Below are 23942 nucleotides of genomic sequence, written 5' to 3' on the forward strand. Positions count from 1 at the left end.
ATCAGGCCACGCATCATGACGCTTACGCCAGGCCCACGCGCTTATGCGTTCACGCGAGCCCCCCGGGCCGCGTGCGTCATGCTGCGCCGGCCTTGCGCGTGGCTTGCCGCCTGCGCCGCGCTGAGCGCCGGCTTGAATGGCTGCGCGTGGACGCTGATCACGGCCGCCGACGCCACCGGCTCCATGATTCAGGCAGGCTACGCAGTCGCGGCAAACTACTCGTCGCCGACCTTCGTCAACGGCCGGCCCGCCGACGTGCGCAACGTCTGCATCGAAGTGAACCAGAACGTGTCGGTCGGCGACTTCGTGCCGTCGCTGCAACTCGCGCTGGAGCGCCGCGGCATTCGCTCGGACGTCTACAATCCGGGCACCTCGCCCGCCGGCTGCGAGGCGCGCCTCGTCTATAACGCCGCGATCGACTACGGCCGCCGCTCGTTCAGCGACGAATCGATCCAGTACCTGTCGATCATCGATCTGACGTTGATCCAGCACGGCCGCATTCTCATCACCGCGCGCTATCAGACGGGCGGGCTCAACACCGACCGCTTCTCGTCCGCGTCGACCAAGCTCAACGGGCTGATCGAACGAATGGTGGTCGATCAAAAGGACCTCGCGCGTCAGCCGGTGAACACCATGCAAACGTCGCTCGCGAACTAGGGCGCGCACGCCGGCGCTTTCCGCTTGCTTTCTCTTACGCGAGAAAGAATTCGAAAGCGTCACGCGCTTTGCCGCGCACGGCCGGATCACTAAGATGACCCGGATGAACCAATCCATTCTGGTCGTCGACGACGACCCGGTCGTACGTGAGCTCGTCAGCGAGTACCTGCAGGGGCGCGGCTTCAAGGTGGCCACGCTCGAACACGGCATGGCGCTGCAGCGCAAATTGCAGGACGAGCGTCCCGCGCTGGTGGTGCTCGACATCATGATGCCGGAGCTCGACGGCATCAGCGCGCTGCGCGCGTTGCGCGTCGCGGGCGACGACATCCCCGTGATTCTGCTGACCGCGCGCGCCGATCCGATCGACCGCGTGATCGGCCTCGAACTCGGCGCCGACGACTATCTCGGCAAGCCCTTCGAACCGAGCGAACTGGTCGCGCGCATTCGCACCGTGCTGCGACGCCGCGGCACGATCGCGCCGAGCGCGCCCGAGCAGCGCGCACCCTATCGCTTCGGCCGTTTCGAGGTGAATTTTCCGGCGCGCGAATTACGCCGCGACGGCGAGCGCATCACGCTGCGCTCCAGCGAATTCGCCATGCTCAAGGTGTTCGTCACGCACGCGATGACCGTGCTCACGCGCGCGCAGTTGCTGGAGAAGCTGCACGGCAACAGCGAGGCGCATCGTAATCGCAGCCTCGATGTGTCGATCTGGCGCTTGCGGCGGCTGATCGAAGTCGATCCGTCGGAGCCGCGCTATGTGCAAACCGTGTGGGGACGCGGCTATGTGTTCGTGCCGGACGGCGAGATCGGCGCGGCGGAGCGCGGGGCGGCGCCGCCGGCCTGATGCGCGACGTGGGACGCGGGACGCGGGACGCGGAACGCTGGGTGCGCGATGCGCCGCGGATCGCACATCGCTCGCATCAGGACGTTCAGAACGTCAGCACACTCAGGAACATCCTCTGCAGCCAGCCCATCGTGGTCGCGTCGGAGATCATCCCCACGCCGGCCTGCTCGATGCGCGCGTTCGCCACCTTGCTCGACGCCACGTAGTTGCCCGCCTCGATATCCTTGGGATTGACGATCCCGGATAGCCGCAAGCGGTCGCGGTTGCCGCTCATCGAAATCATCTTCTCGCCGGACACCACCAGATTGCCCGTCGACATCGTGCCGATCACGGTGACGGCGAGCGTGCCGGTCATGCCGCTCACGTCGGTGAGACTGCCCTGGCCCTTGAACTCGGTGCTGGCCGAGCCGACGTTGAACAGTCGCGCGAGCCGCGCGGCCGCGCCGGTCGAATGGTCGGCTGCGTCGGCGGTAATGCTGCTCGAACGGCTCGCCGCCGCGGTCGAGCTGTTGTTGCCGCTGTACGACTCGGACAGGCGAATCGTCAGCACGTCGCCGATATGCTGGGCGCGCGGCGTTTCGTAAAGCAGCAGCGGCGTGCCGGCCTGATAGATCGCGCCTTGCGTGTTGACGTTCAGCGGCGCGGACGCGAGCGGCGGCGCCATCGGCGTATCGACAATCGACTTCTGGCTGCTCCCGCAAGCCGCGAGGCAAGCCGCCGCGCCCAGCGCGACAGTCAGACGTAGCGCACTCATGCATGCTCCTTGCCCGCATCGGCCGGGCTCAAAATCGGCGGCCATCCTCACCCCGCCTCGGCGCCGCTCGCCTGCCACTGCCGCACGACCGACTTCACCCACGCGTCGGAACCCTTCAGCAGATAGGTGAGCGTGCCGTTGCGGGTGCCCGGCAGAAAGCACAACGTGATCGAACTCACCGCGTTTTCCCAGACGTAGACCGGCATCGTGCTCGACGCCGACAAGCTGTGCGTGACGAGGTGCGCCGCGCCGTATCGGTCCGTGAGCGCCTCGCGCAAGTCCTCGGCGGTGATCTCGTCGATCACGAAAGAAATCTCGTACAGACGCAGCGCGCTTTGTCCCTCGACACGCGCGAAACGCAGCACGTGCTCCTGCGCCGGCACGCCGGCGACCACCGCTTGCGACACCGCCCAGCCGTCGTCCGCGCGATGCGCCCAGCGGCATGCGACCGTCAGGCTTTCGCGCGACTTCAGCCGCATGCCGAGCGCGCCCGCCTGCACGTCCGTCTCGCAGACCGGCACGCTGCCGACCGGCGTCGCGCGCACGGTGGAACTCGAACGGAACTCGTCGAGCGTGATGCCGAGCGCAATGCCGCGAAACGCGAACGGCGCGTCCTGCGAACGCCGGCGCACATCCGCGGCAGCGTCTCTGGACAGGGCGCTGGCCGCCCCGGCTTCGCGCGCGACCGGCTGCGCCTGAGCGGTCGATGAAAACAGTCCGCCGAGCAGCGCTAACGCACAGGCAATCCGTTTGGGTCTCATGATTCAGTCGATCGCGGATGAACACATGTCGAACGGCGTGGCCGCGGCATGACCGACGACCGGGATGATTTTCAGCGCGGACGAAGTCAGCCGGCACGGCAGCGCGGCGACACCGCAGCCGCCAAGCGGCAGCAGCGCGGCGCCGAGCGTCAACCACGCTGCGACGCGGATCACGCGCTCAATGATTCTCGGAGTCGACACGCGGGCCTCGATGTCTCAGGCCGTGGTGTTGACGTGGTGCCCGACGAGTCCGCCGGGCGCCGACGGTTGTCCGGTGGTGGCGGATTCCCGGGTCTGCGCGGTGCCGCTCGACTTGCCGGAAGCGGCGGGCTTTGGCGCGGCCTGGGTGGGCGCGAGCGGCGAAAAACGAGTGGAATTGACGTTGCTTGGGACGGTCATGGTGAGCCTCGCATGGCGCTGGATTGTCGGTTTCGCACCGCCTGCCGTGTGCCCAAGGCGTTAGGCTATCGTCGACATGCGGCGCAACGTACTGCATGACGGATCATCGCGCCGCACGCGCGCTGCCGATGCGCGAAGGAAAGCGCGCTTTTCAGCGGTTCTTACGAGCCATTGCCGCAGCTTGCAAACCGTTGCAGCCGCGCGCCAATACTTTCCCGGGAGAGTCGAGCGATGCCGGTCAGCGCCGCATCATGGTGTCCGCGCCGCTTTCGCTGTTGCCAACCCATGCCCAACGTATCGCCAAATGTGGCAGCGTCAGGATGTGGCCCGAGCCTTTGGCGGCGGGCCCTACGCGCACGGCGGGAAACGCGGGGCGGCGCTGCGTAAGCATTGGTAAGAAAACTGTCAGGCGTGCGTGAAGCGCGCCAGTCTAAAATTTCGCCATGAATCCACAGGTCCTTATCGTCGACGACGATCCGGTCGTACGCGATCTGCTATGCAAGTTTTTGCAGTCGAACGGCTTTGACGCGTCAGTGCTGCACGACGGCACGCATCTGCAACGCCGGCTCGAGCGTGAGCGGCCTTCAGTCGTCGTGCTCGACATCATGATGCCGGACACCGACGGCCTGCGCGCGCTCACCGCGCTGCGCGCCGCCGGCGACGACATTCCGGTGATCTTCGTGACGGCGCGCGGCACGGTGGCCGACCGCATCGTCGGGCTCTCGCTCGGCGCGGACGACTATCTGACCAAGCCGTTCGATCCGCGCGAGCTGCTCGCGCGCATCCACACGGTGCTGCGCCGCCGCGGGCCGTCCACCACCAGTGCGCCGGAAGCCCGCAAACCGTATCGCTTCGGCCCGTTCGAACTCGACTTCGCAACCCGTTCGCTCACCCGCGACAACGCCAAGCTGCCGCTGCGCGACAGCGAATTCGCGTTGCTGAAGATCTTCGTCAACAATCCGTACAAGGTGTTGTCGCGCGTGCTGATCCACGATCTCGTGCATCGCGACAATCTCGCCTTTCGCGACCGCAGCCTCGACGTGCCGATCTGGCGCCTGCGCCGCGTGATCGAAGACGACCCCTCCAATCCCTGCTACGTGCAGACGGTGCGCGGCAAAGGCTATGTGTTCGTGCCCGACGCCGACAGCACGCCCTTCGCCGGCGAGGCCGCCTCGAACGCATGAGAAATCCGCTGAACACGCTGTTCGGCAGAATGGCGTTGCTCGCCACGGCGGTGTTGTTCGCGATCCAGGCCGGCTGGTTCGTGCTGATCGTCATGCAGCCGCCGCGCCATGAAATCGACGGCTTCGCGCGCGGCATTCTGCTGGCGCTGCAGGCGGTCAACGGCGAGCCGATGAAGAGCGCGGCGCTCGCGCCCGCGATGCGCGTGCACCTCGTGCCCACCTGGAATATGCCGGCGAGCGTCCATCTGAGTACGCCGACCGATCATCCGCTGGTCGAATTGAGCCGGCACCTGCGCGAGAACCTGCCGCCCGGCACGCGGATCGCCGTCGACGATCTGCGCCCGCCGCAACTGTGGGTGCTGTTTCCCGGCAAACCGAACTGGGTGGTCCTGCCGGTCGACGTTCCGCCGCCTCCGCGCTTTCTGATCGAATCCATTTCGATGCTGCTCGCCGCGCTGATCCTGTCACTGTTCGCGGCCTGGCAGATGCAGCGCCCGCTGTCGCGCGTCGCCGACGCGGCCCGCGCGTTCGGCTCGGGCGGGCGGCCGGAGCCCGTGACCGAGCAAGGACCGCGCGAGTTGCGTGATCTGATCGGCTCGTTCAACGACATGATGCGGCGCCTGAACGAAGCCGGCGACGACCAGGCGGTCATGCTGGCCGGCGTCGCGCACGATCTGAAAGCGCCGCTCACGCGGCTCAAGCTGCGCGCGAGCGTGCTGGTCGCGGAAAGCGAGCGCGCCGGCCTGATACGCGATGTCGATTCGTTGACCAATATCGTCCAGCAGTTTCTGGAGTTCGCGGGCCAGTCCGCGGACGCGGGGCCGCCGGTCGAGGTCGACGAATTTCTGCGGGAACAGTTTTCCGTCGGCGAGAGCACCGAGGAAGCGCCGCTGTTCACGCTCGATCTGCGCGCGGGACCGTCATTCAGGCTTCCCCGCACGCTGCTCGACCGGCTGGTGACGAACCTCGTCGACAACGCGCTCGAACACGGTTCGGCGCCGGTGGACATCGCCACCGGGCGTGACGAGCGGCATTGGGTCATCAGCGTGCGCGATCACGGTTCCGGCATTCCCGACGACCGGATCGCCGCCGCCATGAAGCCGTTCGTCAGGCTCGACGCCGCGCGGGGCGGCGAAGGCCATTGCGGGCTGGGTCTCGCGATCGTCGCGCGGCTCGCGCACGATCGCGGCGGGCGCTGTCAGGTGCGCAATCATGCGCTTGGCGGGCTGGAAGTGCGGATCGAATTGCCGGTCGCGCCGGCAACAGCGTGATGGAAGAGGAGCTGGCGTGGCAGCGAACGCGCGCTTACGCGCCCTTACAGGACGAACCGGCGCGCTGGCCGCGGCCTTATAGTCGTCTCCGGCAACCTCGATGCCGCCCTTCTCCGTCCGCCCAGTGATTTGGGGCGGATTTTTTTTCGCCGCGCACTACCCCGTTATTGCCTGACTGCGGCTGCCTGACCGCCGTCGGGCAGCCCGGTTCAAACCCGGATCACACCACCAGACGGGCGCGCAACCGGTCGATCGTCGCCTGGGACACGCCGAGGCCTTGCGTCAGATAGCTCGCCATCGTGCCGTAGCTCGCCTGCACCTGATCGAAGCCCGCCTGCAGATAACTTTCCTGAACGTCGAACAACGGCGCCTCGCTCGCGGCGGCCGCAGCGCCGACACGCGAGCGCAGCATGTCGGTATGGGCCCTGATCGACAGCGCCGAATAGACGTTGCTGAGCAGATAGTCCTGCATGATCACATCGAGCGGAACGTTGGCGATGCTCTGCAGAAGCGCCGCGACCCAGCCGGCGCGATCCTTACCCGCGCTGGAATGAAAGAGCTGGATCTCGGCGCCCTCGGCAAGACGCGTGAGCAGCGCGCCGTAGCTCGCGCGCTGCGCGGCGCCGGTGACGTAGGCGCGCGCCTGGGCCTCCATGAACGCTGTTGCGGCGGCGGCCGTATCGAACGACGGCGCGACGAAGTCGCGGGCGCCCAGCACGTTGAACGCCTCGGACGTCGCGCCGGCCGGCAACGTATCGGCGATCCGCGCGACTTCGCCCGGCGTGCGCAGATCGTAGACGGCGGCGATGCCGAGGTGATCGATCGCGGCTTCGTCAGCGGCGCTGAAGGTCAGCGCGTTCGCGCGATAGAACACGCCACGGCGCATCTGCTTGCCGTCGACGGTGGGATAGCCGGCGGCGGCGCCCGCCACGTCGCGAAAGTTGTCGACCGACGCGAGCCGCGGCGTTTCCGGTTGACCGGCGTCGAGGCTGCCGCCACAGGCGGAGAGCAGCGAGCTGCCGATGCCCGAGACCAGCAGCACGCCGGCTGAACGCTTGAGGAACACCCGGCGCGACGCGGAGGTGCGAACGGGCGCGATCTGACTTGTCCGCAGTGCGATGCTCGCGAAGCGGCGAGGTGGCGAGCAGTTTTTTCCGGTTGCGGGCATTGGACGTGGCTGGCGCGAACGTGAAGGGTTATTCGCAGCATGGGCGCTGCGCACGCAGTTTAACGGCGGCAAATCTTCTTTTGGTTACGGGGTAGTAGTTCGTAAGGAACCTGACCGACTTGCTTCGCCGCCCCGACGGGTTCGCCTGCCGCGATGCGGCGCGGACCCGCCTTGGACCGCGGGCTTGAACCGCTGCCTTGGCACTGATTACCCGGCCTTTTCTTTCACGCGGCGCAACACATGGAAATAGAAAAGCCGGGTCACCCTTGCGGATGCCCGGCTTTGTTTACCGCTTCGTCGCCTCCACCTCTTCCTGCAAGCAATAACCGGTTTCGATGCATCGAGGCATGAAACCAGCGGAGACGTTTAGCGCGGCAGTTCCGAATGTCCCATCAGGAACGCGTCGACCGAACGCGCGCACTGGCGGCCTTCGCGAATCGCCCACACCACCAGCGACTGGCCGCGGCGCATGTCGCCCGCCGTGAACACCTTGTCCACCGACGTGTAATACGCCTTGTCGCCTTCGGTCGACGAACGCACATTGCCGCGTGCATCCTTGTCGACGCCGAACGCCTCGAGCACCGGCGACACCGGCTGCGTGAAGCCCATCGCGAGCAGCACGAGATCCGCCTTCATTTCGAATTCCGAGCCCGGCACTTCCTGCATCTTGCCGTCCTTCCATTCGACGCGCGCGGCGATCAGCTTCTCGACCTTACCGTTCTTGCCTTCGAGGCGCTTGGTCGCCACCGCCCAATCGCGCGAGCAGCCTTCGTCATGCGACGAGGACGTGCGCAGCTTGATCGGCCAGTACGGCCACACGAGCGCCTTGTTCTCTTCTTCCGGCGGCTGCGGCAGCAGTTCGAATTGCGTGACGCTCTTCGCGCCATGACGATTCGACGTGCCCACGCAGTCCGAACCCGTATCGCCGCCGCCGATCACCACGACGTGCTTGCCCTTCGCGAGCAACTGGTTCGCGACCTTGTCGCCGGCGTTGACCTTGTTCTGCTGCGGCAGGAATTCCATCGCGTAGTGAATGCCTTCCAGTTCGCGGCCCGGCACCGGCAGATCGCGCGGCGTTTCCGAACCGCCCGTGAGCACCACGGCGTCGAACTGCTCTTTCAGCTCGGCCGGCGTGATGGTTTCCTTTGCCGTGTTGCCGATGTGCGGCGGCAATGAATCCGCTTTACCGATAAACACGTTGGCGCGGAATGTCACGCCTTCGGCTTCCATCTGGCGCATGCGGCGGTCGATCAGCCACTTTTCCAGCTTGAAGTCGGGAATACCGTAACGCAGCAAACCGCCGATGCGGTCGTTCTTTTCGAACACGGTCACATCGTGCCCCGCGCGCGCCAGTTGCTGCGCGACGGCGAGACCGGCGGGGCCGGAACCGACCACCGCGACTTTCTTGCCGGTCTTGTGCTTCGGCGGCTGCGGCGCAACCCAGCCTTCGGCCCAGGCCTTGTCGATGATCGCGTGTTCGATCGACTTGATGCCGACCGGATCGTCGTTGATGCCGAGCGTGCAAGCCGCTTCGCACGGCGCCGGGCAGATGCGGCCCGTGAACTCCGGGAAGTTGTTCGTGGAGTGCAGCACCTCGATCGCGTTCTTCCAGTCCTGATGGAACACCAGGTCGTTGAAGTCCGGAATGATGTTGTTCACCGGGCAGCCGTTGTTGCAGAACGGAATGCCGCAGTCCATGCAACGTGCGCCTTGAATCTTCGCTTCGTCGTCGGTCAATGCGGCGACGAATTCCTTGTAGTGCTTCACACGCGTGAGCGGAGCTTCGTACGCCTCGTGGCGGCGCTCGAACTCGAGAAAACCGGTTGCCTTGCCCATGTGGTTCTCTTCTCTATCTGTATCAGGTGGGTAATCTTTCCCGCCGCACGTCGAACCATCGAGCGGCGGCGGGTACGGCTATGGGTGACGTCCTGGGTGACGTCTTTCGTGCGGACGATCAGCGAAGCAAATCAAGCGGCGAGCACTTCCTTGTTCGCCTTCTTCGCTGCCATCTCGCCCAGCGCGCGCTTGTATTCGGTCGGGAACACCTTCACGAATTGACGGCGCGACGCATCCCAGTTTTCGAGCAGCGCCTTGGCGCGCGGCGAACCGGTGAACTGGAAGTGACGCTCGATGAGCCCCTTGAGCAGCGCTTCGTCGGTCGTGCCGGCGTGCCACAGGCCCTTGTCGACCGTGCGTTCCTGCTCGGCCTGCTGCAAAACCGGATCGAGCGCGACCATCGACTTGTTGCACTTGCCGGCGAACATGCCGTCCGGGTCGTACACGTATGCGATGCCGCCCGACATGCCGGCCGCGAAGTTACGGCCCGTTTCGCCGAGTACGACCACCGTGCCGCCCGTCATGTATTCGCAACCGTGGTCGCCCGTGCCTTCGACAACCGCCGTCGCGCCCGAGTTACGCACGCAGAAACGCTCGCCCGCCACGCCGCGGAAAAACGCTTCGCCTTCGATCGCGCCGTACATCACCGTGTTGCCGCAGATGATGTTCTCTTCCGACTTGCCGCGGAAATCGTTGGTCGGACGGATGATGATGCGGCCGCCCGACAGGCCCTTGCCGACATAGTCGTTGCCGTCGCCGACCAGATCCAGCGTGACGCCCCTCGCGAGGAACGCGCCGAAGCTCTGACCCGCCGTGCCCTTCAACTGGATATGAATCGTGTCGTCGGGCAGGCCGTCGTGGCCGTACTTCTTCGCGATCAGGCCGGACAGCATCGCGCCGACGGTGCGGTTCACGTTGCGCACCGGCTGAATGAACGAGACGTGCTCGCCCTTTTCGATCGCCGCCTTCGCCTTCTCGATCAGCGTGTGATCGAGCGCGCGCTCCAGGCCGTGGTCCTGCACGTCGACGTGCTTGCGCGCGACTTCGGCCGGCACTTGCGGCAGATAGAACACGCGCGAGAAGTCGAGGCCCTTCGCCTTCCAGTGCTCGATGCCCTTCTTCATGTCGAGCAGTTCGGCGTGGCCGATCAGGTCGTCGAACTTGCGGATGCCCAGTTGCGCCATGATCTCGCGCGCTTCTTCCGCAACGAAGAAGAAGAAGTTGACGACGTGCTCCGGCTGGCCCTGGAACTTCGCGCGCAGCACCGGATCTTGCGTCGCGACGCCGACCGGGCAGGTGTTCAGATGGCACTTGCGCATCATGATGCAGCCTTCGACGACGAGCGGCGCCGTCGCGAAGCCGAACTCGTCCGCGCCGAGCAGCGCGCCGATCACGACATCGCGGCCGGTCTTCATCTGACCGTCGGCCTGCACGCGGATGCGGCCGCGCAACTGGTTCAGCACCAGGGTTTGCTGCGTTTCGGCGAGACCCAGTTCCCACGGCGTGCCGGCGTGCTTGATCGACGACAGCGGCGATGCGCCCGTGCCGCCGTCGTGGCCGGCGATCACGACGTGATCGGCCTTCGCCTTCGCGACACCCGCGGCCACCGTACCCACGCCCGATTCCGACACCAGCTTCACCGACACGCTCGCCGCCGAGTTGGCGTTCTTCAGGTCGTGAATCAGTTGCGCCAGATCTTCGATCGAGTAGATGTCGTGGTGCGGCGGCGGCGAAATGAGGCCCACGCCCGGCACCGAATAACGCAGCTTGCCGATGTAATCCGACACCTTGTGGCCCGGCAACTGACCGCCTTCGCCCGGCTTCGCGCCCTGCGCCATCTTGATCTGGATCTGATCGGCCGACGCGAGGTATTCCGCCGTCACGCCGAAACGGCCGGACGCCACCTGCTTGATCTTCGAGCGCAGCGAATCGCCGTCCTTCAGCGGAATGTCGACGATCACTTCGTCGCCGATCACCGACTTCATGGTGTCGCCGTTCTTGATCGGAATGCCGCGCAGTTCGTTGCGGTAACGGTTCACGTCCTCGCCGCCTTCGCCCGTGTTCGACTTGCCGCCGATGCGGTTCATCGCGACGGCCAGCGTGGCGTGAGCTTCGGTCGAAATCGAGCCGAGCGACATGGCGCCGGTGGCGAAACGCTTGACGATTTCCTTCGCCGGTTCGACTTCGTCGAGCGGAATCGCCTTCGACGGGTCGAGCCTGAACTCGAACAGGCCGCGGAACGTCATGTGGCGCCTGGTCTGATCGTTGATCAGGTGCGCGTACTCCTTGTACGTCTGGTACGAATTGCTGCGCGCCGAGTGTTGCAGCTTGGCGATCGCATCCGGCGTCCACATGTGTTCCTCGCCGCGCACGCGGTACGCGTATTCGCCGCCCGCGTCGAGCATGCCGGAGAGAACCGGGTTGTCGCCGAACGCTTCACGGTGCAGACGGATCGCTTCCTCGGCCACGTCGAAGAGACCAATGCCGCCGACCTTCGACGAGGTGCCCTCGAAGTACTTCTTGACCAGGTCTTCAGCGAGGCCGACCGCTTCGAAAATCTGCGCGCCGGTGTAGGACATGTAGGTGGAAATGCCCATCTTCGACATGACTTTCTGCAAGCCCTTGCCGACCGCCTTCGTGAAGTTGTAGATCGCCTTTTCCGCCGACAGGTCGCCCTTCATGCCGGCAGCCAGTTGGCCGAGCGTTTCCATCGCGAGGTACGGGTGCACGGCTTCCGCGCCGTAGCCCGCGAGCAGCGCGAAGTGGTGCGTTTCACGCGCCGAGCCGGTTTCGACCACGAGACCCGTGCTCGTGCGCAGACCTTGCTGCACGAGGTGCGTGTGGATCGCGGCGGTGGCGAGCAGCGCCGGAATCGCGACGTTGTCGCGGTCGGTCTTGCGGTCCGACACGATCAGCATGTTGTAGCCGGACTTCACCGCGTCGACCGCTTCCGCGCACAGCGAGGCGAGGCGCGCTTCGATGCCTTCCTTGCCCCAGGCCACCGGATAGCAGATGTTCAGTTCATACGAGCTGAACTTGCCGCCCGTGTACTGATCGATCGCGCGGATCTTCGCGATGTCCTTGAAGTCGAGCACCGGCTGCGACACTTCGAGACGCATCGGCGGGTTGATGTTGTTCGTGTCGAGCAGGTTCGGCTTCGGGCCGACGAACGACACCAGCGACATCACCATGTTTTCGCGGATCGGATCGATCGGCGGGTTCGTGACCTGCGCGAACAACTGCTTGAAGTAGTGATAGAGCGTTTTGTTCTTGTTGGACATGACCGCCAGCGGCGAGTCGTTGCCCATCGAACCGACGGCTTCCTCGCCGGCTTGCGCCATCGGCGCCATCAGGAACTTGAGGTCTTCCTGCGTGTAGCCGAACGCCTGTTGGCGATCCAGCAAGGCAGCGGCTTCGCGGCGTTCCGTCGCGACGTCCTCGGCCTTCGCCTCGATCTCGTCGAGCTTGATGCGCACGGCGTCGATCCAGCTCTTGTACGGCTTGGCGTTGGCGAGGTTGTCCTTCAGTTCCTTGTCGTCGATGATGCGGCCGTGTTCCATGTCGATCAGGAACATCTTGCCCGGCTGCAGACGCCACTTCTTGACGATCTTCGATTCCGGAATCGGCAGCGTGCCGGCTTCGGAGGCCATGATCACGAGGTCGTCGTCGGTGACGATGTAGCGCGCCGGACGCAGGCCGTTACGGTCGAGCGTCGCGCCGATCTGACGGCCGTCGGTGAAGGCGATCGCGGCGGGGCCGTCCCACGGCTCCATCATCGCGGCGTGGTATTCGTAGAACGCGCGGCGGTTGTCGTCCATCAGCGTGTGTTGCTCCCAGGCTTCCGGGATCATCATCATCATTGCGTGGACGAGCGGATAGCCGGCCATCACCAGCAGTTCGAGGCAGTTGTCGAACGACGCCGTATCGGATTGGCCCGGATAGATCAGCGGCCACAGCTTCGGCAGATCGTCGCCGAGCACGTGGCTCGCGATCGCGCCGGTGCGGGCGTTCAGCCAGTTGACGTTGCCCTTCACCGTGTTGATTTCGCCGTTGTGGGCGATCATGCGGTACGGGTGAGCCAGCTCCCACGCCGGGAAGGTGTTGGTCGAGAAGCGCTGGTGCACGAGCGCGAGCGCCGAGACGGTGCGCTCGTCCTGCAGGTCGCGGTAATACACGCCGACCTGCCCGGCCAGCAGCAGCCCCTTATAGACGACCGTGCGCGCCGACATGGACGGCACGAAGTATTCCTTGCCGTGCTTGAGCTTGAGCGCCTGGATGCGGTGGCTCGCGGTCTTGCGGATCACGTACAGCTTCCGCTCGAGCGCGTCGGTCACGATGATGTCCTTGCCGCGGCCGATGAAAATCTGACGGATCAGCGGCTCGCTCGCCTTGACGGTGGGCGAAATCGGCATGGTGTGGTCGACCGGCACGTCGCGCCAGCCCAGCACGACCTGGCCCTCGGCCTTCACCGTGCGTTCCAGCTCCTGTTCGCAAGCGAGGCGCGACGCGTGCTCTTTCGGCAGGAACACCATGCCGACGCCGTATTCGCCATACGGCGGCAGGGTCACGCCTTGCCTCGCCATTTCCTCGCGATAGAAGCCATCGGGAATCTGGATCAGGATGCCGGCGCCGTCGCCCATCAGCGGATCGGCGCCGACGGCGCCCCGGTGGTCGAGGTTTTCCAGGATTTTCAGGCCCTGCTCGATGATCTCGTGGCTTTTCTTGCCCTTGATGTGAGCGACGAAGCCGACGCCGCAGGCGTCATGCTCGTTCTGCGGGTCGTACAGACCTTGCGCGGCGGGAACCGGATGAGTCGGTTGCTGGTGGTCGTTCATGGGGACACCGTCTGTGAGGGGCCGGACAGGCCGTTTAACCGTTTTTCTATTGCCGCAGTGCGCACAGCAGCCGCGACGGCGCGCTCTTTACGCTGGATGCTACGCGTATCAAAAACGCCGGAATTCGGAATATACGCGACGAATCAATGGAATAGCAAATAAAACGTTGTGGTTGAGCCCCAATTATCAAGTTGGTGCATTGCGGTCGATTTTTATTGGTGCCATATCTAAAACGTGCAAAAGAAAACGGCATGCGAAGATGCCGTTCCATTACCGCCCGCCGACGCGAGGCCGGCTACTGCGTTTGCGGCGTCTCGCGGACCTTGCGCGGCCGTCCGCGCGGCAGCGGCGACACGCGCCGATTGGCCGCGCGCGCGGCCCATTCGCGGTAGGTGTCGCTGCCGAGCACCCAGCCCTTCAGCGTGGCCTGCTGAAGCTGACTGGCTTCGCGCTCGTCGAGCGGCTGTTCGCATAGCTCGCGGTAAGCGCGCTGCCGTTCGAACGGCGTATTGCCGAGCGACCAGTACAACGGGTGGTCGGTAATCAGGCTGTCGAGCGTCAGGCCGATGTGATGACGGTAGCTCGACCAGCGATAGTCTTCCGGCGCGCTCACGAGTTGCGCGCGCACCGGACACATTTCGACGACCCGGCTCGCCAGTAGAAAATAGCGCTCGCCCTCGATCACCGTGGCGCGGTAGCGCCCTTCCCACAACGTGCCGCGACGCGCATAGCGCCGGTTGAAATGGGCGACGTAGCGCCGCCCCACCGCCTGCATCGCTTTCGGCAGACTCGATTCCTCGGTGGGCGTGACGAGCAGTTGCACCGCGCCCGGCATCAACGCATAGGCGTGGATGGATAAGTGATGGTCGCGCGAAGCCGCTTTCAAACAGTCGATGAAGAGCTCGTAGTCCTGGTCGTCGACGAATGCGGGCTGCTGATCGAGTCCGCGAAGGATGACGTGCTGCGGCTGGTCAGGGACATAGAGACGTGCAAGCCGTGCCATGCTGAAGTATCCAATTAGTCGCGTTGGTACAAACCCGAAGGTCGGAAAAGCCGCATGCGCCGGAGGTTCGGCGCGGCGCGGCTGAGCCAGAAAACCGCGCGGAGCCTAGGGAGAAAGCTCTAACCGCCGCGTATGGTTTGTTTCAAACGTTGTCGTCATAATGAGCGGGCCTTTTATGGAGGAGCACATATGAAATTAAAACAGGCCGTAACGGGGATGGCGGCGCTAGCCTGCATGACAACGGCAGCACACGCGCAATCGGCCGGGAGCTTTGTCCTTTCAACAGGCTGGTTCCATCTTGCGCCTCAATCGAGCAGTGAACCGTTGAGAGTGACAAGCATAGGCGGCAGTCCGACCAATATCACAGAAGCCAACACCGGTGCATCACTAAGTTCCGCGGACACCATCGGCTTCACGCTCGGGTACTTCGTTACCGACCACATCGCGGCCGAATTCGTGCTTGGCTACCCGCCTTCATTCGACCTGACCGGCACGGGCAGCTTCGAACGATTCGGCAAGCTGGGCCAGGCGAAACAGTGGAGCCCGACTCTGCTGTTCAAGTACTTCTTCAACGCCCCCACCGCGGCGTTCCGCCCGTATCTCGGCATCGGTGTAAGCCGGGTCTGGTTCACCGACGCAAAGATCACCAACAGCGCGTTCGAGGCCAATGTTCTGCATGGTCCGACCAGCGTCGATACGGATAGTTCGTGGGCGCCGGTCTTCAATGCGGGTTTCACCTACGCGTTCGACCAGCACTGGTTCGCGGGCGTGTCGATCTCTTATCTACCGCTCAGCACGACCGCTAAACTGAACACCGCCGCCAGGACGCCGGTCGGCACGCTCAACGTGCAGTCGCAAACCAAGATCAAACTGAACCCGATCGTTAGCTACGTCAATATCGGTTACCGTTTCTAACGCTTCGCAGACCCTCGCGAAAATTGGGGCCGTTGAGCTAGGGTAGTCGAATTTTCGGGGCTTGGACAACGCCGTCATAGGTTCAATGGCGGCGTTCTTTATTTCAAGCAGGTCGAGCAATGGTTATCGGCGTCGGGCGCGGACGGCGCGATGCTCAGACGTAACGGCGAATCTTTGTAAATTTGACCCGCAATCGCGTGGCCTCGGTGCAATATCTGCTGACGGTTCGCGGCCCGCGTCATGGTGTGCAGGGGCTGCTGTTTGGCACCAAAGTTGCGTTCACATGGTGTTTCCCGCGTCGCGGCGTGAATCTGCGTGGCACCGTGGGGATTCTTTCACCCTCATCGACGGAGCGACCATGACAACACTTTCGAATACGCGAGACGCCCTCGGCGAATCCTGGACCAGCACCAGCCGCCGTGCGCGGCGCATCGCTCGCCATAGCCGCCACGCGGCCGAAGATATCGCGAGCGAACTGCGCACGCTGATGGCGGAACTCGAATCCACCCTGGCCGACGGCACCCAGGCCGACGCGGTCGCACTGCGCGGCAAACTGCGCAAACAGCTCGACGCCGCGCGCGCCCGTTTGAACGACACGCGCGAAGCCGTGCGTGAGCGCGCGGAAGTCGCGATGGCAGACGCGGACGACTACGTGCACGAAAATCCGTGGCAGACGATTGCGATCGTCGGCGGCGTCGCGTTGATCGCGGGCGCGCTGTTCGCATCGCGGCTGCGCTGAACGGGCTGCGCTGACACGTGGCGCGAAGCAACGCGGTGGCGGGCGCCGATGCGGTGCCCGCGTCCGCTTGCGCGCTCATGCCGAACGTAGACACAAACCCGCCCGCCGGCACGCGTCCGATCAGTTGTCTTCGATGACGAACAGCCGTTGGTATTCCTTCACCGCATATCGATCCGTCATGCCCGCGATGTAGTGGGCAATCAGACGCGGCTGCAGCGTCGCGTCCGTCGACTGATAGCCTGGCGGCAGCAGGCGCGGATCTTCCGTGAACGCGTCGAACAGGCCGACTACGACGCGGCGCGCCTTGTTCGCCATGCGCATCACCCGGTAATGGCGATACAGATTCTTGAACAGAAAGCGCTTGAGCGCCGCGGCCTGAGCGGCAATCGCCTCGCTATGGGCAACGAGCGGTGGAGCGGCGCGCACGGCGTCGAGCGAAGCCGGCGCGTGCCGGAGCAAATTCAGCTTGGTGGTATCGATCAGATCGACGATCAGCGTATTGATGATGCGGCGCACCGTCTCGTGAATCAGCCGGCGCCCTTCGATCTGCGGAAAGTCGTTGCGCGCCGCCTCATAGTGCGTCTGCCATAGCTCGACTTCGGCCAGTTGCTCGACGGTGAGCAGGCCCGAGCGCAAACCGTCGTCGACGTCGTGGTTGTTGTAGGCGATCTCGTCGGCAACATTCGCGATCTGCGCTTCGATGGACGGCTGCCGTCCTTCGAGAAAGCGCTCGCCCAAGGCGCCGAGCCGCCGCGCGTTTTCGCGCGAGCAATGCTTGAGAATTCCTTCGCGTGTTTCGAAGCAGAGGTTCAGGCCGTTGAAGGCGCCGTAGTGCTCCTCGAGATCGTCGACGACCGCGAGGCTTTGCAGATTGTGCTCGAAGCCGCCGTGTTCGCGCATGCATTCGTTCAGCGCGTCCTGACCGGCATGGCCGAACGGCGTGTGACCGAGATCGTGGGCAAGTGAGATCGCTTCGACGAGGTCTTCGTTGACGCGCAAATTGCGCGCAACAGACCGCGCGATTTGCGCCACCTCCAGACTATGCGTGAGCCGGGTGCGAAACAGATCGCCCTCGTGATTCACGAACACCTGCGTCTTGTACTCGAGCCGGCGGAACGCCGTGGAGTGGACGATGCGGTCGCGATCGCGCTGGAATTCGGTGCGGGCGCCAGGCGCTGATTCCGGATAGCGGCGGCCGCGCGACTGCGCGGAACGCGCCGCGTATGGCGCGAGATGCGCTTCCAGCGCTTCCTGGGCAGGCTCGCCGACCGACGCCGCGCCTGCCGGGTTGGGTTTTACATCGTCGCTGCGCCTGTCAGTCACCGGGTTCTCCGAAACATGGGCGGCGCCTCGTGATGCCGGTGCGCGATGCGTTGCTGCCGGAGTCTTGCCGCGGTTAAACCGCGGCGGCCAGCGTGGCGCGCACTTCGGCGTCGGGTGCCTGGGTAATCAGCGTCTCACCGAAACGCTTCAGCAGAATGAATTTGATCGCACCGGCTTCCGCCTTTTTGTCGACCTGCATGAGTTCGACGTAACGCGAATCGCCGAGCGCGGGCGCCCGGGTCGGCAAATGCGCGGCGACGATCACATCGACCAGACGCTTGCGCGCCGCTTCGTCGAGATAGCCCATGCGCACGGACAGATCCGCCGCCATCACCATGCCACAGCCGACCGCCTCGCCGTGCAGCCACTCGCCGTAGCCGAGCCCGGCCTCGATCGCGTGGCCGAACGTATGGCCGAAATTGAGGATCGCGCGCAGCCCGCCTTCGCGTTCGTCCTGCGCCACCACCGACGCCTTGATTTCGCACGAACGCTTGACCGCCTCGGCCAGCGCTTCGGGTTCGCAACGATTCAGCGCCTCGACGTTGGCCTCGATCCACCTGAAGAAACCCGCGTCGGCAATCGCGCCGGTCTTGATCACCTCGGCGATGCCCGCCGCCAGTTCGCGCGCCGGCAAGGTGCGCAGCGCGCCGATGTCGGCGATCACGGCCTGCGGCTGGTAGAACGCGCCGATCATGTTCTTGCCAAGCGGGTGGTTGATGCCCGTCTTGCCGCCCACCGACGAATCCACCTGCGACAGCAACGTTGTGGGCACCTGGATGAACGGCACGCCGCGCATGTAGCAAGCCGCGGCAAACCCGGTCATATCGCCGATCACGCCGCCGCCCAACGCGATCAGCGTGGTCTTGCGATCGGCGCGGGAGCCGAGCAGCGCGTCGAAGATCAGGTTCAGCGTTTCCAGGTTCTTGTACGCTTCGCCGTCCGGCAAAACGACCGTGGACACCTGCTTGCCGAGCGGCGCCAACGCCGCGCGCAGCGTGTCGCCATATAGCGGGTCGACCGTGGTATTCGTGACGATGGTGACCGAGCTGCCGGCGATATGCGGCGCGAACAGCGCGGTTTGGCCGATCAGATCGGCACCGATATGAATGGGGTAGGCGCGCTCGCCCAGTTCGACGTTGACGGTAATCATACGGTCCATTATGACGCAGGGTGTTTGACGACGCCGGCCATCTCGAGCTGCATCAGGACCATGTTGACGAGTCCGTTGACCGAAGGCCGGCCGGTTTCGATCACGAAATGCGCGCATTCGCGGTAGAGCGGGTCGCGCACTTCGTAGAGCGCTTCGAGGCGCGCCTTGGGGTCTTCGGTTTGCAGCAGCGGGCGATTCTTGTCGCGCCGGGTACGCAGCCACAGATCGTGCGGATTGGCGCGCAAGTAGATCACCACGCCGCGATTTTGCAGCGCCTCGCGGTTTTCCGGCCGCAGCACCGCGCCGCCGCCCGTGGCGAGCACGATATTGTCGCGCCCGGTCAATTCGGAAATCACGTTCGCTTCACGCTCGCGAAAGCCCGCTTCGCCTTCCAGTTCGAAAATCACCGGGATGCGCGCGCCCGTGCGCGCCTCGATTTCATGATCGGAATCGAAGAACGGGCGATCGAGACGGCGCGCAATGGCCCGGCCCACGGTGGTTTTGCCTGCCCCCATGAGCCCTACGAAAAATACATTGGCGTGTGCGTCCCGCGCTTGCAACGGTGTCCTCTGGCTAATCCGGTGTGGGTTCGTGCCGCAGCTTACTGGCAAAGCGGCTGCCTTGTCGAGCCTGCGCGCCGCCGCCGGCAAGCGGCGGCGGCATACCGCTAATTCGTCTGAATGACGCGCGGCGTGATGAAAATAGCCAGTTCGCTGCGCTGGTCGCGATGAGCCCGATGGCGAAAAAGCGCGCCTAAAAAGGGTATTTTGCCCAGGAGCGGCACCCGCGTCACATCGTTCCGCTCGTCGACGGCATAGATTCCGCCGATCGACACCGTACCACCATCCTCGACCTCGACGCGCGTCTGCACGTGTTTGGTGTTGATCGCCGGCCCGGCGTCGGTCAGCTCGCCGACGCTGTCCTTGGCCACATCGAGATCGAGCACCACCCGCCCGTCCGGCATGATCTGCGGCTCCACTTCCAGTTTGAGCGTGGCGCGGCGAAACTGCACGCCCGAGACGCCCTGCCCCACTTTCGCCTGATACGGCAGCTCGGTGCCCTGCTCGACCACCGCTTTCATGCGGTCCGCGGTGACGACCCGCGGACTCGATACGATCTCGCCGCGCCCCTCGGCCTCCAGCGCGCTCAGCTCGATGTTCAGCAGACGCGTGGCGCCGGCGGCGAACAGCGTGAGCCCGGCGGTGGCGGCGTCGAAGCCGGAAATCGGGCGGGCCGACAGATCGTAGACCGTCCCGTCCGTGCCGCCGGTCAACCCTCTCGCGGTGCCGTCGGCGTTGGTCGCCGCCATCGAGAGCCGCACGCCGAGGTTGCGCGAAAAACCGTGTTCGCCTTCGACGATCCGCGCCTCGATCAGCACCTGGCGGGTCGGCCGGTCGACGGACTCGAGGAAAGCCGCGATCTGCGCGACGCGGCCTTCGATATCGGTGACGAACAGCAGATTGGTGCGCGGATCGGCGGTGACGGCACCGCGTTTGGACAGCACGCGCTGGTTCCCCGAACCGGTCAGCAAACGCCGCACGTCCTCGGCGCGGGCGTAGTGCAGCACGAAAGTGCGGCTCGCGAGCGGCTCCAGATCGGCGGCCTTGGCGTGCGCCTCGAAACGCTGCCGCTCGCGTGCGGCGAGATCCGCGATCGGCGCGACCCACACGACGTTGCCGCGGCGCTCCATCGCGAGACCGTTGACATCGAGCAGCGTATCGAACGCGGCGCGCCACGGCACCTTGTCGAGCCGCAGCGAGACGGCGCCGCGCACTTTCTCGCTCGCGACGATATTCAGTCCCGTGAATTGCGCGAATGCGTTCAGCACGGCGCCGAGTTCGGCACGCTTGAAGTTCAGCGAGATCGGTTTGTCGTCGGCCGCGAGCCTGGCGTCGGCGAGCGTTTTCGGCGCGCCGCTCAGTCGCGCGAGCGGCGGCAGCGGCACCGGTGGTCCTTCGAGCGCGGAACTCGTCGCGGTGTCGTTGCGAGCCGGGGTCGCCTGGGTTGCCGAGGCTGCCGATCGTCTTCGGAGCGGCACGGAGCCGTCGTCGGCGTCGAACGGCTCCTCCGCGCGGCTGTTTTCAGCGGAGGCGGACGGGCGCGCTACATCCCGAGGCTCCGCCGACTCATCGCGAAACGGGTTGGGCGCTTCGGCGACAACGCCGCGCGGTGGCGGCGAAGCATTGTACGAAGCGTCCAATGGCACAACGCCGTCGTCGAGCGGCATGTTCGGTGGCAGCGGCGGCAGCGGTGGAGTCGAAGCTCGCGCGATGCCGACGCTGATCGCCGCGCCGACGTACACGCCGAAACACATACGAAGGCCGCAGCGCAGGCCACGGCCCGCACGTGGACCGATGCACATGGACGCGGGCACAAAGCGGAATGGTTTTACCAGCTTCATCAGGACGCCTCTTCCAGCGCCAGCGTGCGCGTTGTGCCGCCGTTGACGAGCGTGATGCCGAGGGCGTCGAAGCGCGTGACGCGCTCGGCGCCGATTTGCTGCCCGGACGCGACGGTTGTCGCGCCCTCCGGCGTATCGAGCAAAGCCAACCCACGCTGACGATCGTGCAGCACACCGACGAGGCGCAACTGCGGAGCGTCAGGCAGATCGCCCGCCGCCCGCATCTGCGGCCGCGAGAACGGGTCGAAGAAGACGATGTTGTCTGCGTCGGCCGAATCGGCATCCTCTTCGGCAAACGCAGCCGCCGACGCGGTTAAAGGAACCGGCCTCAGCGCATTGAACACGCGCAGCGTCGCGCTCACCGAAAGCGCTGCGCCATCCCGTTTGACGGTCACATCGACGGGGACGATCAGCACCGGCAGGTCCAACAGCCCGCGCAGGAACGCCATCAAGTGGACGAAGTCGGTGCGCGCGGTGAGTTGCAACGGGCGCATGCTTTCCGCGCCTGTGCCGCTGGCGGCGCCGGGTTCCAGCGCAATCAACGTGACGCCGTTCTGCGCGGCCAGTTCGGAGACGATGCGCACGTCGTCCACGGACGAAGGCGCTGGCGATCCGGTGCTCGACGTCATGGCCGGAGTGCTTGCCGATGCGGTGACCGACGCGGCTGCTTCACGGCGCAGCGCGGGCAATTGCGCGAGCGAGCGCTTCGCATCGGCGAGATGCCGCGTAGCAGCCTCCAAGGCGGTCCGGCTCGCCTCCACGCCGCCCAGATCCGCCACGATCCAGCCCTGCGCGCCAAGCCCGAACACCAGCGCGGCGATCAGCAATGCAACCGCCCTGCGACGGCGCCCGCTCCATGCTTCGAGCGGCGCACGCGCGCGCTTCAGCCAATGGGAAAGCATTGGGCGCGCGCTTGCCGCGCTGCCGAAATCGACAAACGTCGTACTCATTTCACACCTCTCGATTGTTCAGACTTCACAGGACGCCGCGCCGCGGATGCGGCCACGTGAGCCGTTTGGCGCACCGGATCGTCCCAGCGCAGACGAGCGCCGAATTCCACTTGTCCTGCGACTTGTCCTGCGACTTGTCCTGCGATACCCGCAACCACACCCGCGCTGCGGGGCGGCGCCGATCGATGCAGGTCGCTCACCTCCGCGCCCGTCACGCCGCGAATCGCGCTCAGACGCTTGAGCCACTCCGCCGAAGCCAGATGCCCGCGCGAGCTCGCCAGCAATTCCGTCTCGTGTTCGCGCTGACGCAACTGCTGTAACACGACGCCGTCGCCCGGCTCGAAACTGAGTGCGTCGAGCAGGTCGCGCAAATGCGTGAGCGGCTCGGACAAGGTCTTTGCACGCGCCGCGCCCTGGCGTTGCTCGTCTTGCGCCCGCAATAGCCCGGCATGTTCGGCGAGCGGCGCGGTGAATCGTGCGAGCGACTGTTCAATCGACACGCGCTGCGCATCGAGTCGCGCCTTTTCCAACGCCTGCCAACCCGCCAACGCGAGCACCGCGGCGCAACCGGCGAACGCGGCGGCGATGCATTCGAGTACGCACCGCCGGCGCGCGAGCCGCGCGTTGCGTTGCCTGTAGGGCAGCAGGTTGAAACCACCGAGCCACGATCGCGCGAAGCGAGCGCCGCGCGCGAAACCCGGCGCGCTGGCAGCCGGCACGTTCGAGCCGCGCGGATGCAAGAGGCCGCCCATCATTCGAACACCCCGCGCAACGCGAGCCCGAACGCGACCGCGCCGGTCGGCTCATGCAACAACGGATCGTCCAACGGTCGCGCAAGGCCGCCTAGCGCCGCGCATTCGAACGGCAACACCGTGCAGCCCAACACGTCGGCGAGATCCGCGATCGAAAATCCCACGCCGTCGAGCAGATCGACCTCGCCGCTCAACAACGCGCAGTCGAGTTCCGGGCCGCGCACGAGATCACGCAACGCATCGGCGAGGTCCGCGTGCTCTGGCGCCGGATAGCGCATTTCGCCGACGATGCCGTCGTCGACGATGCGCCATCCGTACACGCCGTCCGTGCCGACCCAGAGCGCGACATACGGCTCGTGCGGATCGAGTTCATGGCTCGCCGCATAGCGCATGGCGCGCAGCGCGGCATGCGGTTCGCCGTCGATCGCGGTCAGCGAGATACCGGCGGACGCCGCGCATTCGATACGCGCCTCAAGATGCTGGCGCGCCGTGGCGGCGATCGTCACCGAGCGAACCGGCGAAGACGTTTCATCGACAAACCAGTCGACGGCGAGCGCGTGCCGCTCGAGACCCGCGATCCGCTCCACTTCACTCATGACCGCCGGTTCGAGTTCGGCAAGCGCATGCCCGCCGTCCTCCGCGCAGCCGCTTTGCGCGGCGAGCCGCGTGAGCGGCACCGTGGCGGTCAACGTGGCCGACGCCGGCAGCGCCATCGCGCATCGCAACGCATGCGTCGCACAGGCGCGCGGCAGACCGGCAAACGCGTCGCGCAACGCACGCGCCACCGCATGGCGATCCGCGATCTCCATGCCGGCCATCGCGCCGGCGGCAAGCGGCACGGTGCTCACGTATTCGATATGCAATGCGGCGGTGGTGCGCGAAGGCTGACTCACCATGACGAGGCGCACCGCCCGCGCGCTCACGTCGATTCCCGCGGCAAAACGCCGGCCACCTGTTTGCACCTCTTGAAGCCACGATTTTTTGAACGCCATCACACCCT

21 protein-coding genes are annotated in these 23942 nt (G+C 65.3%); 6 read left to right on the plus strand and 15 right to left on the minus strand.

Annotated elements, in window-relative coordinates; genetic code table 11:
- The first annotated feature begins 15 nt into the window (after positions 1-15).
- Positions 16-657, plus strand: coding sequence for a hypothetical protein (locus tag ACOCG7_RS29005; protein ID WP_186814132.1), 642 nt, complete (start codon positions 16-18; stop codon positions 655-657).
- A 103-nt stretch (positions 658-760) separates the two neighbouring features.
- Positions 761-1501 (plus strand): response regulator, encoded by a 741-nt coding sequence (locus tag ACOCG7_RS29010; RefSeq protein WP_073431822.1) that lies wholly within the window; start codon positions 761-763, stop codon positions 1499-1501.
- Between the two features lie 85 nt (positions 1502-1586).
- Here the strand turns inward: ACOCG7_RS29010 and ACOCG7_RS29015 are convergent, their stop codons facing one another.
- The 4 genes from ACOCG7_RS29015 to ACOCG7_RS29030 are packed head-to-tail and all read right to left on the minus strand — an operon-like array spanning position 1587 to position 3415.
- Positions 1587-2255, minus strand: a complete 669-nt coding sequence (locus tag ACOCG7_RS29015; protein ID WP_073431823.1) for a flagellar basal body L-ring protein FlgH — start codon at positions 2253-2255, stop codon at positions 1587-1589.
- Positions 2256-2302: 47 nt separating this feature from the next.
- Positions 2303-3016, minus strand: a complete 714-nt coding sequence (locus ACOCG7_RS29020; protein ID WP_114163217.1) for a hypothetical protein — start codon at positions 3014-3016, stop codon at positions 2303-2305.
- 3 nt (positions 3017-3019) lie between these two features.
- Positions 3020-3187: a DUF6726 family protein gene (locus ACOCG7_RS29025; RefSeq protein WP_318268352.1), complete on the minus strand. Its 168-nt coding sequence runs from the start codon at positions 3185-3187 to the stop codon at positions 3020-3022.
- Between the two features lie 45 nt (positions 3188-3232).
- Positions 3233-3415 carry a hypothetical protein gene (locus tag ACOCG7_RS29030; RefSeq protein ID WP_073431826.1) on the minus strand — a complete coding sequence of 61 codons (183 nt, stop codon included), beginning with the start codon at positions 3413-3415 and terminating at the stop codon, positions 3233-3235.
- A gap of 443 nt (positions 3416-3858) precedes the next feature.
- Here ACOCG7_RS29030 and ACOCG7_RS29035 point away from each other — a divergent pair, with 443 nt between their 5' ends.
- Both ACOCG7_RS29035 and ACOCG7_RS29040 read left to right on the plus strand, forming a co-directional pair.
- Positions 3859-4599, plus strand: a complete 741-nt coding sequence (locus tag ACOCG7_RS29035) for a response regulator (RefSeq protein ID WP_073431827.1) — start codon at positions 3859-3861, stop codon at positions 4597-4599.
- Positions 4596-5870, plus strand: a complete 1275-nt coding sequence (locus ACOCG7_RS29040; RefSeq protein WP_114163218.1) for an ATP-binding protein — start codon at positions 4596-4598, stop codon at positions 5868-5870. Before ACOCG7_RS29035 ends, ACOCG7_RS29040 begins: the two co-directional genes overlap by 4 nt.
- Before the next feature lie 220 nt (positions 5871-6090).
- Here the strand turns inward: ACOCG7_RS29040 and ACOCG7_RS29045 are convergent, their stop codons facing one another.
- From ACOCG7_RS29045 to ACOCG7_RS29060, 4 genes are all read right to left on the minus strand, one after another.
- Entirely contained in the window at positions 6091-7038 is a 948-nt protein-coding gene (locus ACOCG7_RS29045; protein ID WP_114163219.1) for a tyrosine-protein phosphatase, read from the minus strand.
- Positions 7039-7404: 366 nt separating this feature from the next.
- Complete coding sequence (locus ACOCG7_RS29050; protein ID WP_114163220.1) at positions 7405-8874, minus strand: glutamate synthase subunit beta; 1470 nt, start codon at positions 8872-8874, stop codon at positions 7405-7407.
- Positions 8875-9005: 131 nt separating this feature from the next.
- Positions 9006-13709: a glutamate synthase-related protein gene (locus tag ACOCG7_RS29055; protein WP_083086427.1), complete on the minus strand. Its 4704-nt coding sequence runs from the start codon at positions 13707-13709 to the stop codon at positions 9006-9008.
- A 295-nt stretch (positions 13710-14004) separates the two neighbouring features.
- A complete protein-coding gene (locus ACOCG7_RS29060; protein WP_073431832.1) occupies positions 14005-14712 on the minus strand; it encodes a transposase in 708 nt (235 codons plus the stop codon).
- 189 nt (positions 14713-14901) lie between these two features.
- Here ACOCG7_RS29060 and ACOCG7_RS29065 point away from each other — a divergent pair, with 189 nt between their 5' ends.
- A complete protein-coding gene (locus tag ACOCG7_RS29065; RefSeq protein WP_073431833.1) occupies positions 14902-15627 on the plus strand; it encodes an OmpW/AlkL family protein in 726 nt (241 codons plus the stop codon).
- 358 nt (positions 15628-15985) lie between these two features.
- A complete protein-coding gene (locus ACOCG7_RS29070; RefSeq protein ID WP_073431834.1) occupies positions 15986-16366 on the plus strand; it encodes a DUF883 family protein in 381 nt (126 codons plus the stop codon).
- Positions 16367-16486: 120 nt separating this feature from the next.
- On the opposite strand, the gene ACOCG7_RS29075 is transcribed toward ACOCG7_RS29070, so the two are convergent.
- The 7 genes from ACOCG7_RS29075 to pilM form a co-directional block, all read right to left on the minus strand.
- Positions 16487-17689, minus strand: a complete 1203-nt coding sequence (locus ACOCG7_RS29075; protein WP_114163221.1) for a deoxyguanosinetriphosphate triphosphohydrolase — start codon at positions 17687-17689, stop codon at positions 16487-16489.
- A gap of 73 nt (positions 17690-17762) precedes the next feature.
- A complete protein-coding gene (gene aroB / locus ACOCG7_RS29080; RefSeq protein ID WP_073431859.1) occupies positions 17763-18839 on the minus strand; it encodes a 3-dehydroquinate synthase in 1077 nt (358 codons plus the stop codon).
- Positions 18840-18847: 8 nt separating this feature from the next.
- Entirely contained in the window at positions 18848-19399 is a 552-nt protein-coding gene (locus ACOCG7_RS29085; protein ID WP_073431836.1) for a shikimate kinase, read from the minus strand.
- Between the two features lie 107 nt (positions 19400-19506).
- Positions 19507-21240: a type IV pilus secretin PilQ gene (locus ACOCG7_RS29090; RefSeq protein WP_208645225.1), complete on the minus strand. Its 1734-nt coding sequence runs from the start codon at positions 21238-21240 to the stop codon at positions 19507-19509.
- Positions 21240-22190: a hypothetical protein gene (locus ACOCG7_RS29095; RefSeq protein WP_114163223.1), complete on the minus strand. Its 951-nt coding sequence runs from the start codon at positions 22188-22190 to the stop codon at positions 21240-21242. Before ACOCG7_RS29095 ends, ACOCG7_RS29090 begins: the two co-directional genes overlap by 1 nt.
- On the minus strand, positions 22187-22945 hold the full coding sequence (locus ACOCG7_RS29100) for a fimbrial assembly protein (RefSeq protein ID WP_244219932.1): 759 nt from the start codon (positions 22943-22945) through the stop codon (positions 22187-22189). Before ACOCG7_RS29100 ends, ACOCG7_RS29095 begins: the two co-directional genes overlap by 4 nt.
- Positions 22942-23934, minus strand: coding sequence for a type IV pilus biogenesis protein PilM (pilM, locus tag ACOCG7_RS29105; RefSeq protein ID WP_073431839.1), 993 nt, complete (start codon positions 23932-23934; stop codon positions 22942-22944). The genes ACOCG7_RS29100 and pilM overlap by 4 nt, the downstream gene beginning before the upstream one ends.
- Positions 23935-23942 lie beyond the last annotated feature (8 nt).

It is taken from the genome of Paraburkholderia sp. DD10, from assembly GCF_049177125.1.
GTDB classification, from domain to species: domain Bacteria; phylum Pseudomonadota; class Gammaproteobacteria; order Burkholderiales; family Burkholderiaceae; genus Paraburkholderia; species Paraburkholderia terricola.

Excerpts from the sequence above, each read along its gene's own strand:
- ACOCG7_RS29045 (WP_114163219.1), bottom strand. The coding sequence starts at position 7,038 with ATGCCCGCAACCGGAAAAAACTGCTCGCCACCTCGCCGCTTCGCGAGC.
- ACOCG7_RS29010 (WP_073431822.1), top strand. The coding sequence starts at position 761 with ATGAACCAATCCATTCTGGTCGTCGACGACGACCCGGTCGTACGTGAG.
- ACOCG7_RS29100 (WP_244219932.1), bottom strand. The coding sequence starts at position 22,945 with ATGATGGGCGGCCTCTTGCATCCGCGCGGCTCGAACGTGCCGGCTGCC.
- ACOCG7_RS29040 (WP_114163218.1), top strand. The coding sequence starts at position 4,596 with ATGAGAAATCCGCTGAACACGCTGTTCGGCAGAATGGCGTTGCTCGCC.
- ACOCG7_RS29030 (WP_073431826.1), bottom strand. The coding sequence starts at position 3,415 with ATGACCGTCCCAAGCAACGTCAATTCCACTCGTTTTTCGCCGCTCGCG.
- ACOCG7_RS29035 (WP_073431827.1), top strand. The coding sequence starts at position 3,859 with ATGAATCCACAGGTCCTTATCGTCGACGACGATCCGGTCGTACGCGAT.
- ACOCG7_RS29060 (WP_073431832.1), bottom strand. The coding sequence starts at position 14,712 with ATGGCACGGCTTGCACGTCTCTATGTCCCTGACCAGCCGCAGCACGTC.
- ACOCG7_RS29020 (WP_114163217.1), bottom strand. The coding sequence starts at position 3,016 with ATGAGACCCAAACGGATTGCCTGTGCGTTAGCGCTGCTCGGCGGACTG.
- pilM (WP_073431839.1), bottom strand. The coding sequence starts at position 23,934 with ATGGCGTTCAAAAAATCGTGGCTTCAAGAGGTGCAAACAGGTGGCCGG.
- ACOCG7_RS29015 (WP_073431823.1), bottom strand. The coding sequence starts at position 2,255 with ATGAGTGCGCTACGTCTGACTGTCGCGCTGGGCGCGGCGGCTTGCCTC.
- ACOCG7_RS29055 (WP_083086427.1), bottom strand. The coding sequence starts at position 13,709 with ATGAACGACCACCAGCAACCGACTCATCCGGTTCCCGCCGCGCAAGGT.
- ACOCG7_RS29090 (WP_208645225.1), bottom strand. The coding sequence starts at position 21,240 with ATGAAGCTGGTAAAACCATTCCGCTTTGTGCCCGCGTCCATGTGCATC.
- ACOCG7_RS29070 (WP_073431834.1), top strand. The coding sequence starts at position 15,986 with ATGACAACACTTTCGAATACGCGAGACGCCCTCGGCGAATCCTGGACC.
- ACOCG7_RS29050 (WP_114163220.1), bottom strand. The coding sequence starts at position 8,874 with ATGGGCAAGGCAACCGGTTTTCTCGAGTTCGAGCGCCGCCACGAGGCG.
- ACOCG7_RS29095 (WP_114163223.1), bottom strand. The coding sequence starts at position 22,190 with ATGAGTACGACGTTTGTCGATTTCGGCAGCGCGGCAAGCGCGCGCCCA.
- ACOCG7_RS29065 (WP_073431833.1), top strand. The coding sequence starts at position 14,902 with ATGAAATTAAAACAGGCCGTAACGGGGATGGCGGCGCTAGCCTGCATG.
- ACOCG7_RS29005 (WP_186814132.1), top strand. The coding sequence starts at position 16 with ATGACGCTTACGCCAGGCCCACGCGCTTATGCGTTCACGCGAGCCCCC.
- aroB (WP_073431859.1), bottom strand. The coding sequence starts at position 18,839 with ATGATTACCGTCAACGTCGAACTGGGCGAGCGCGCCTACCCCATTCAT.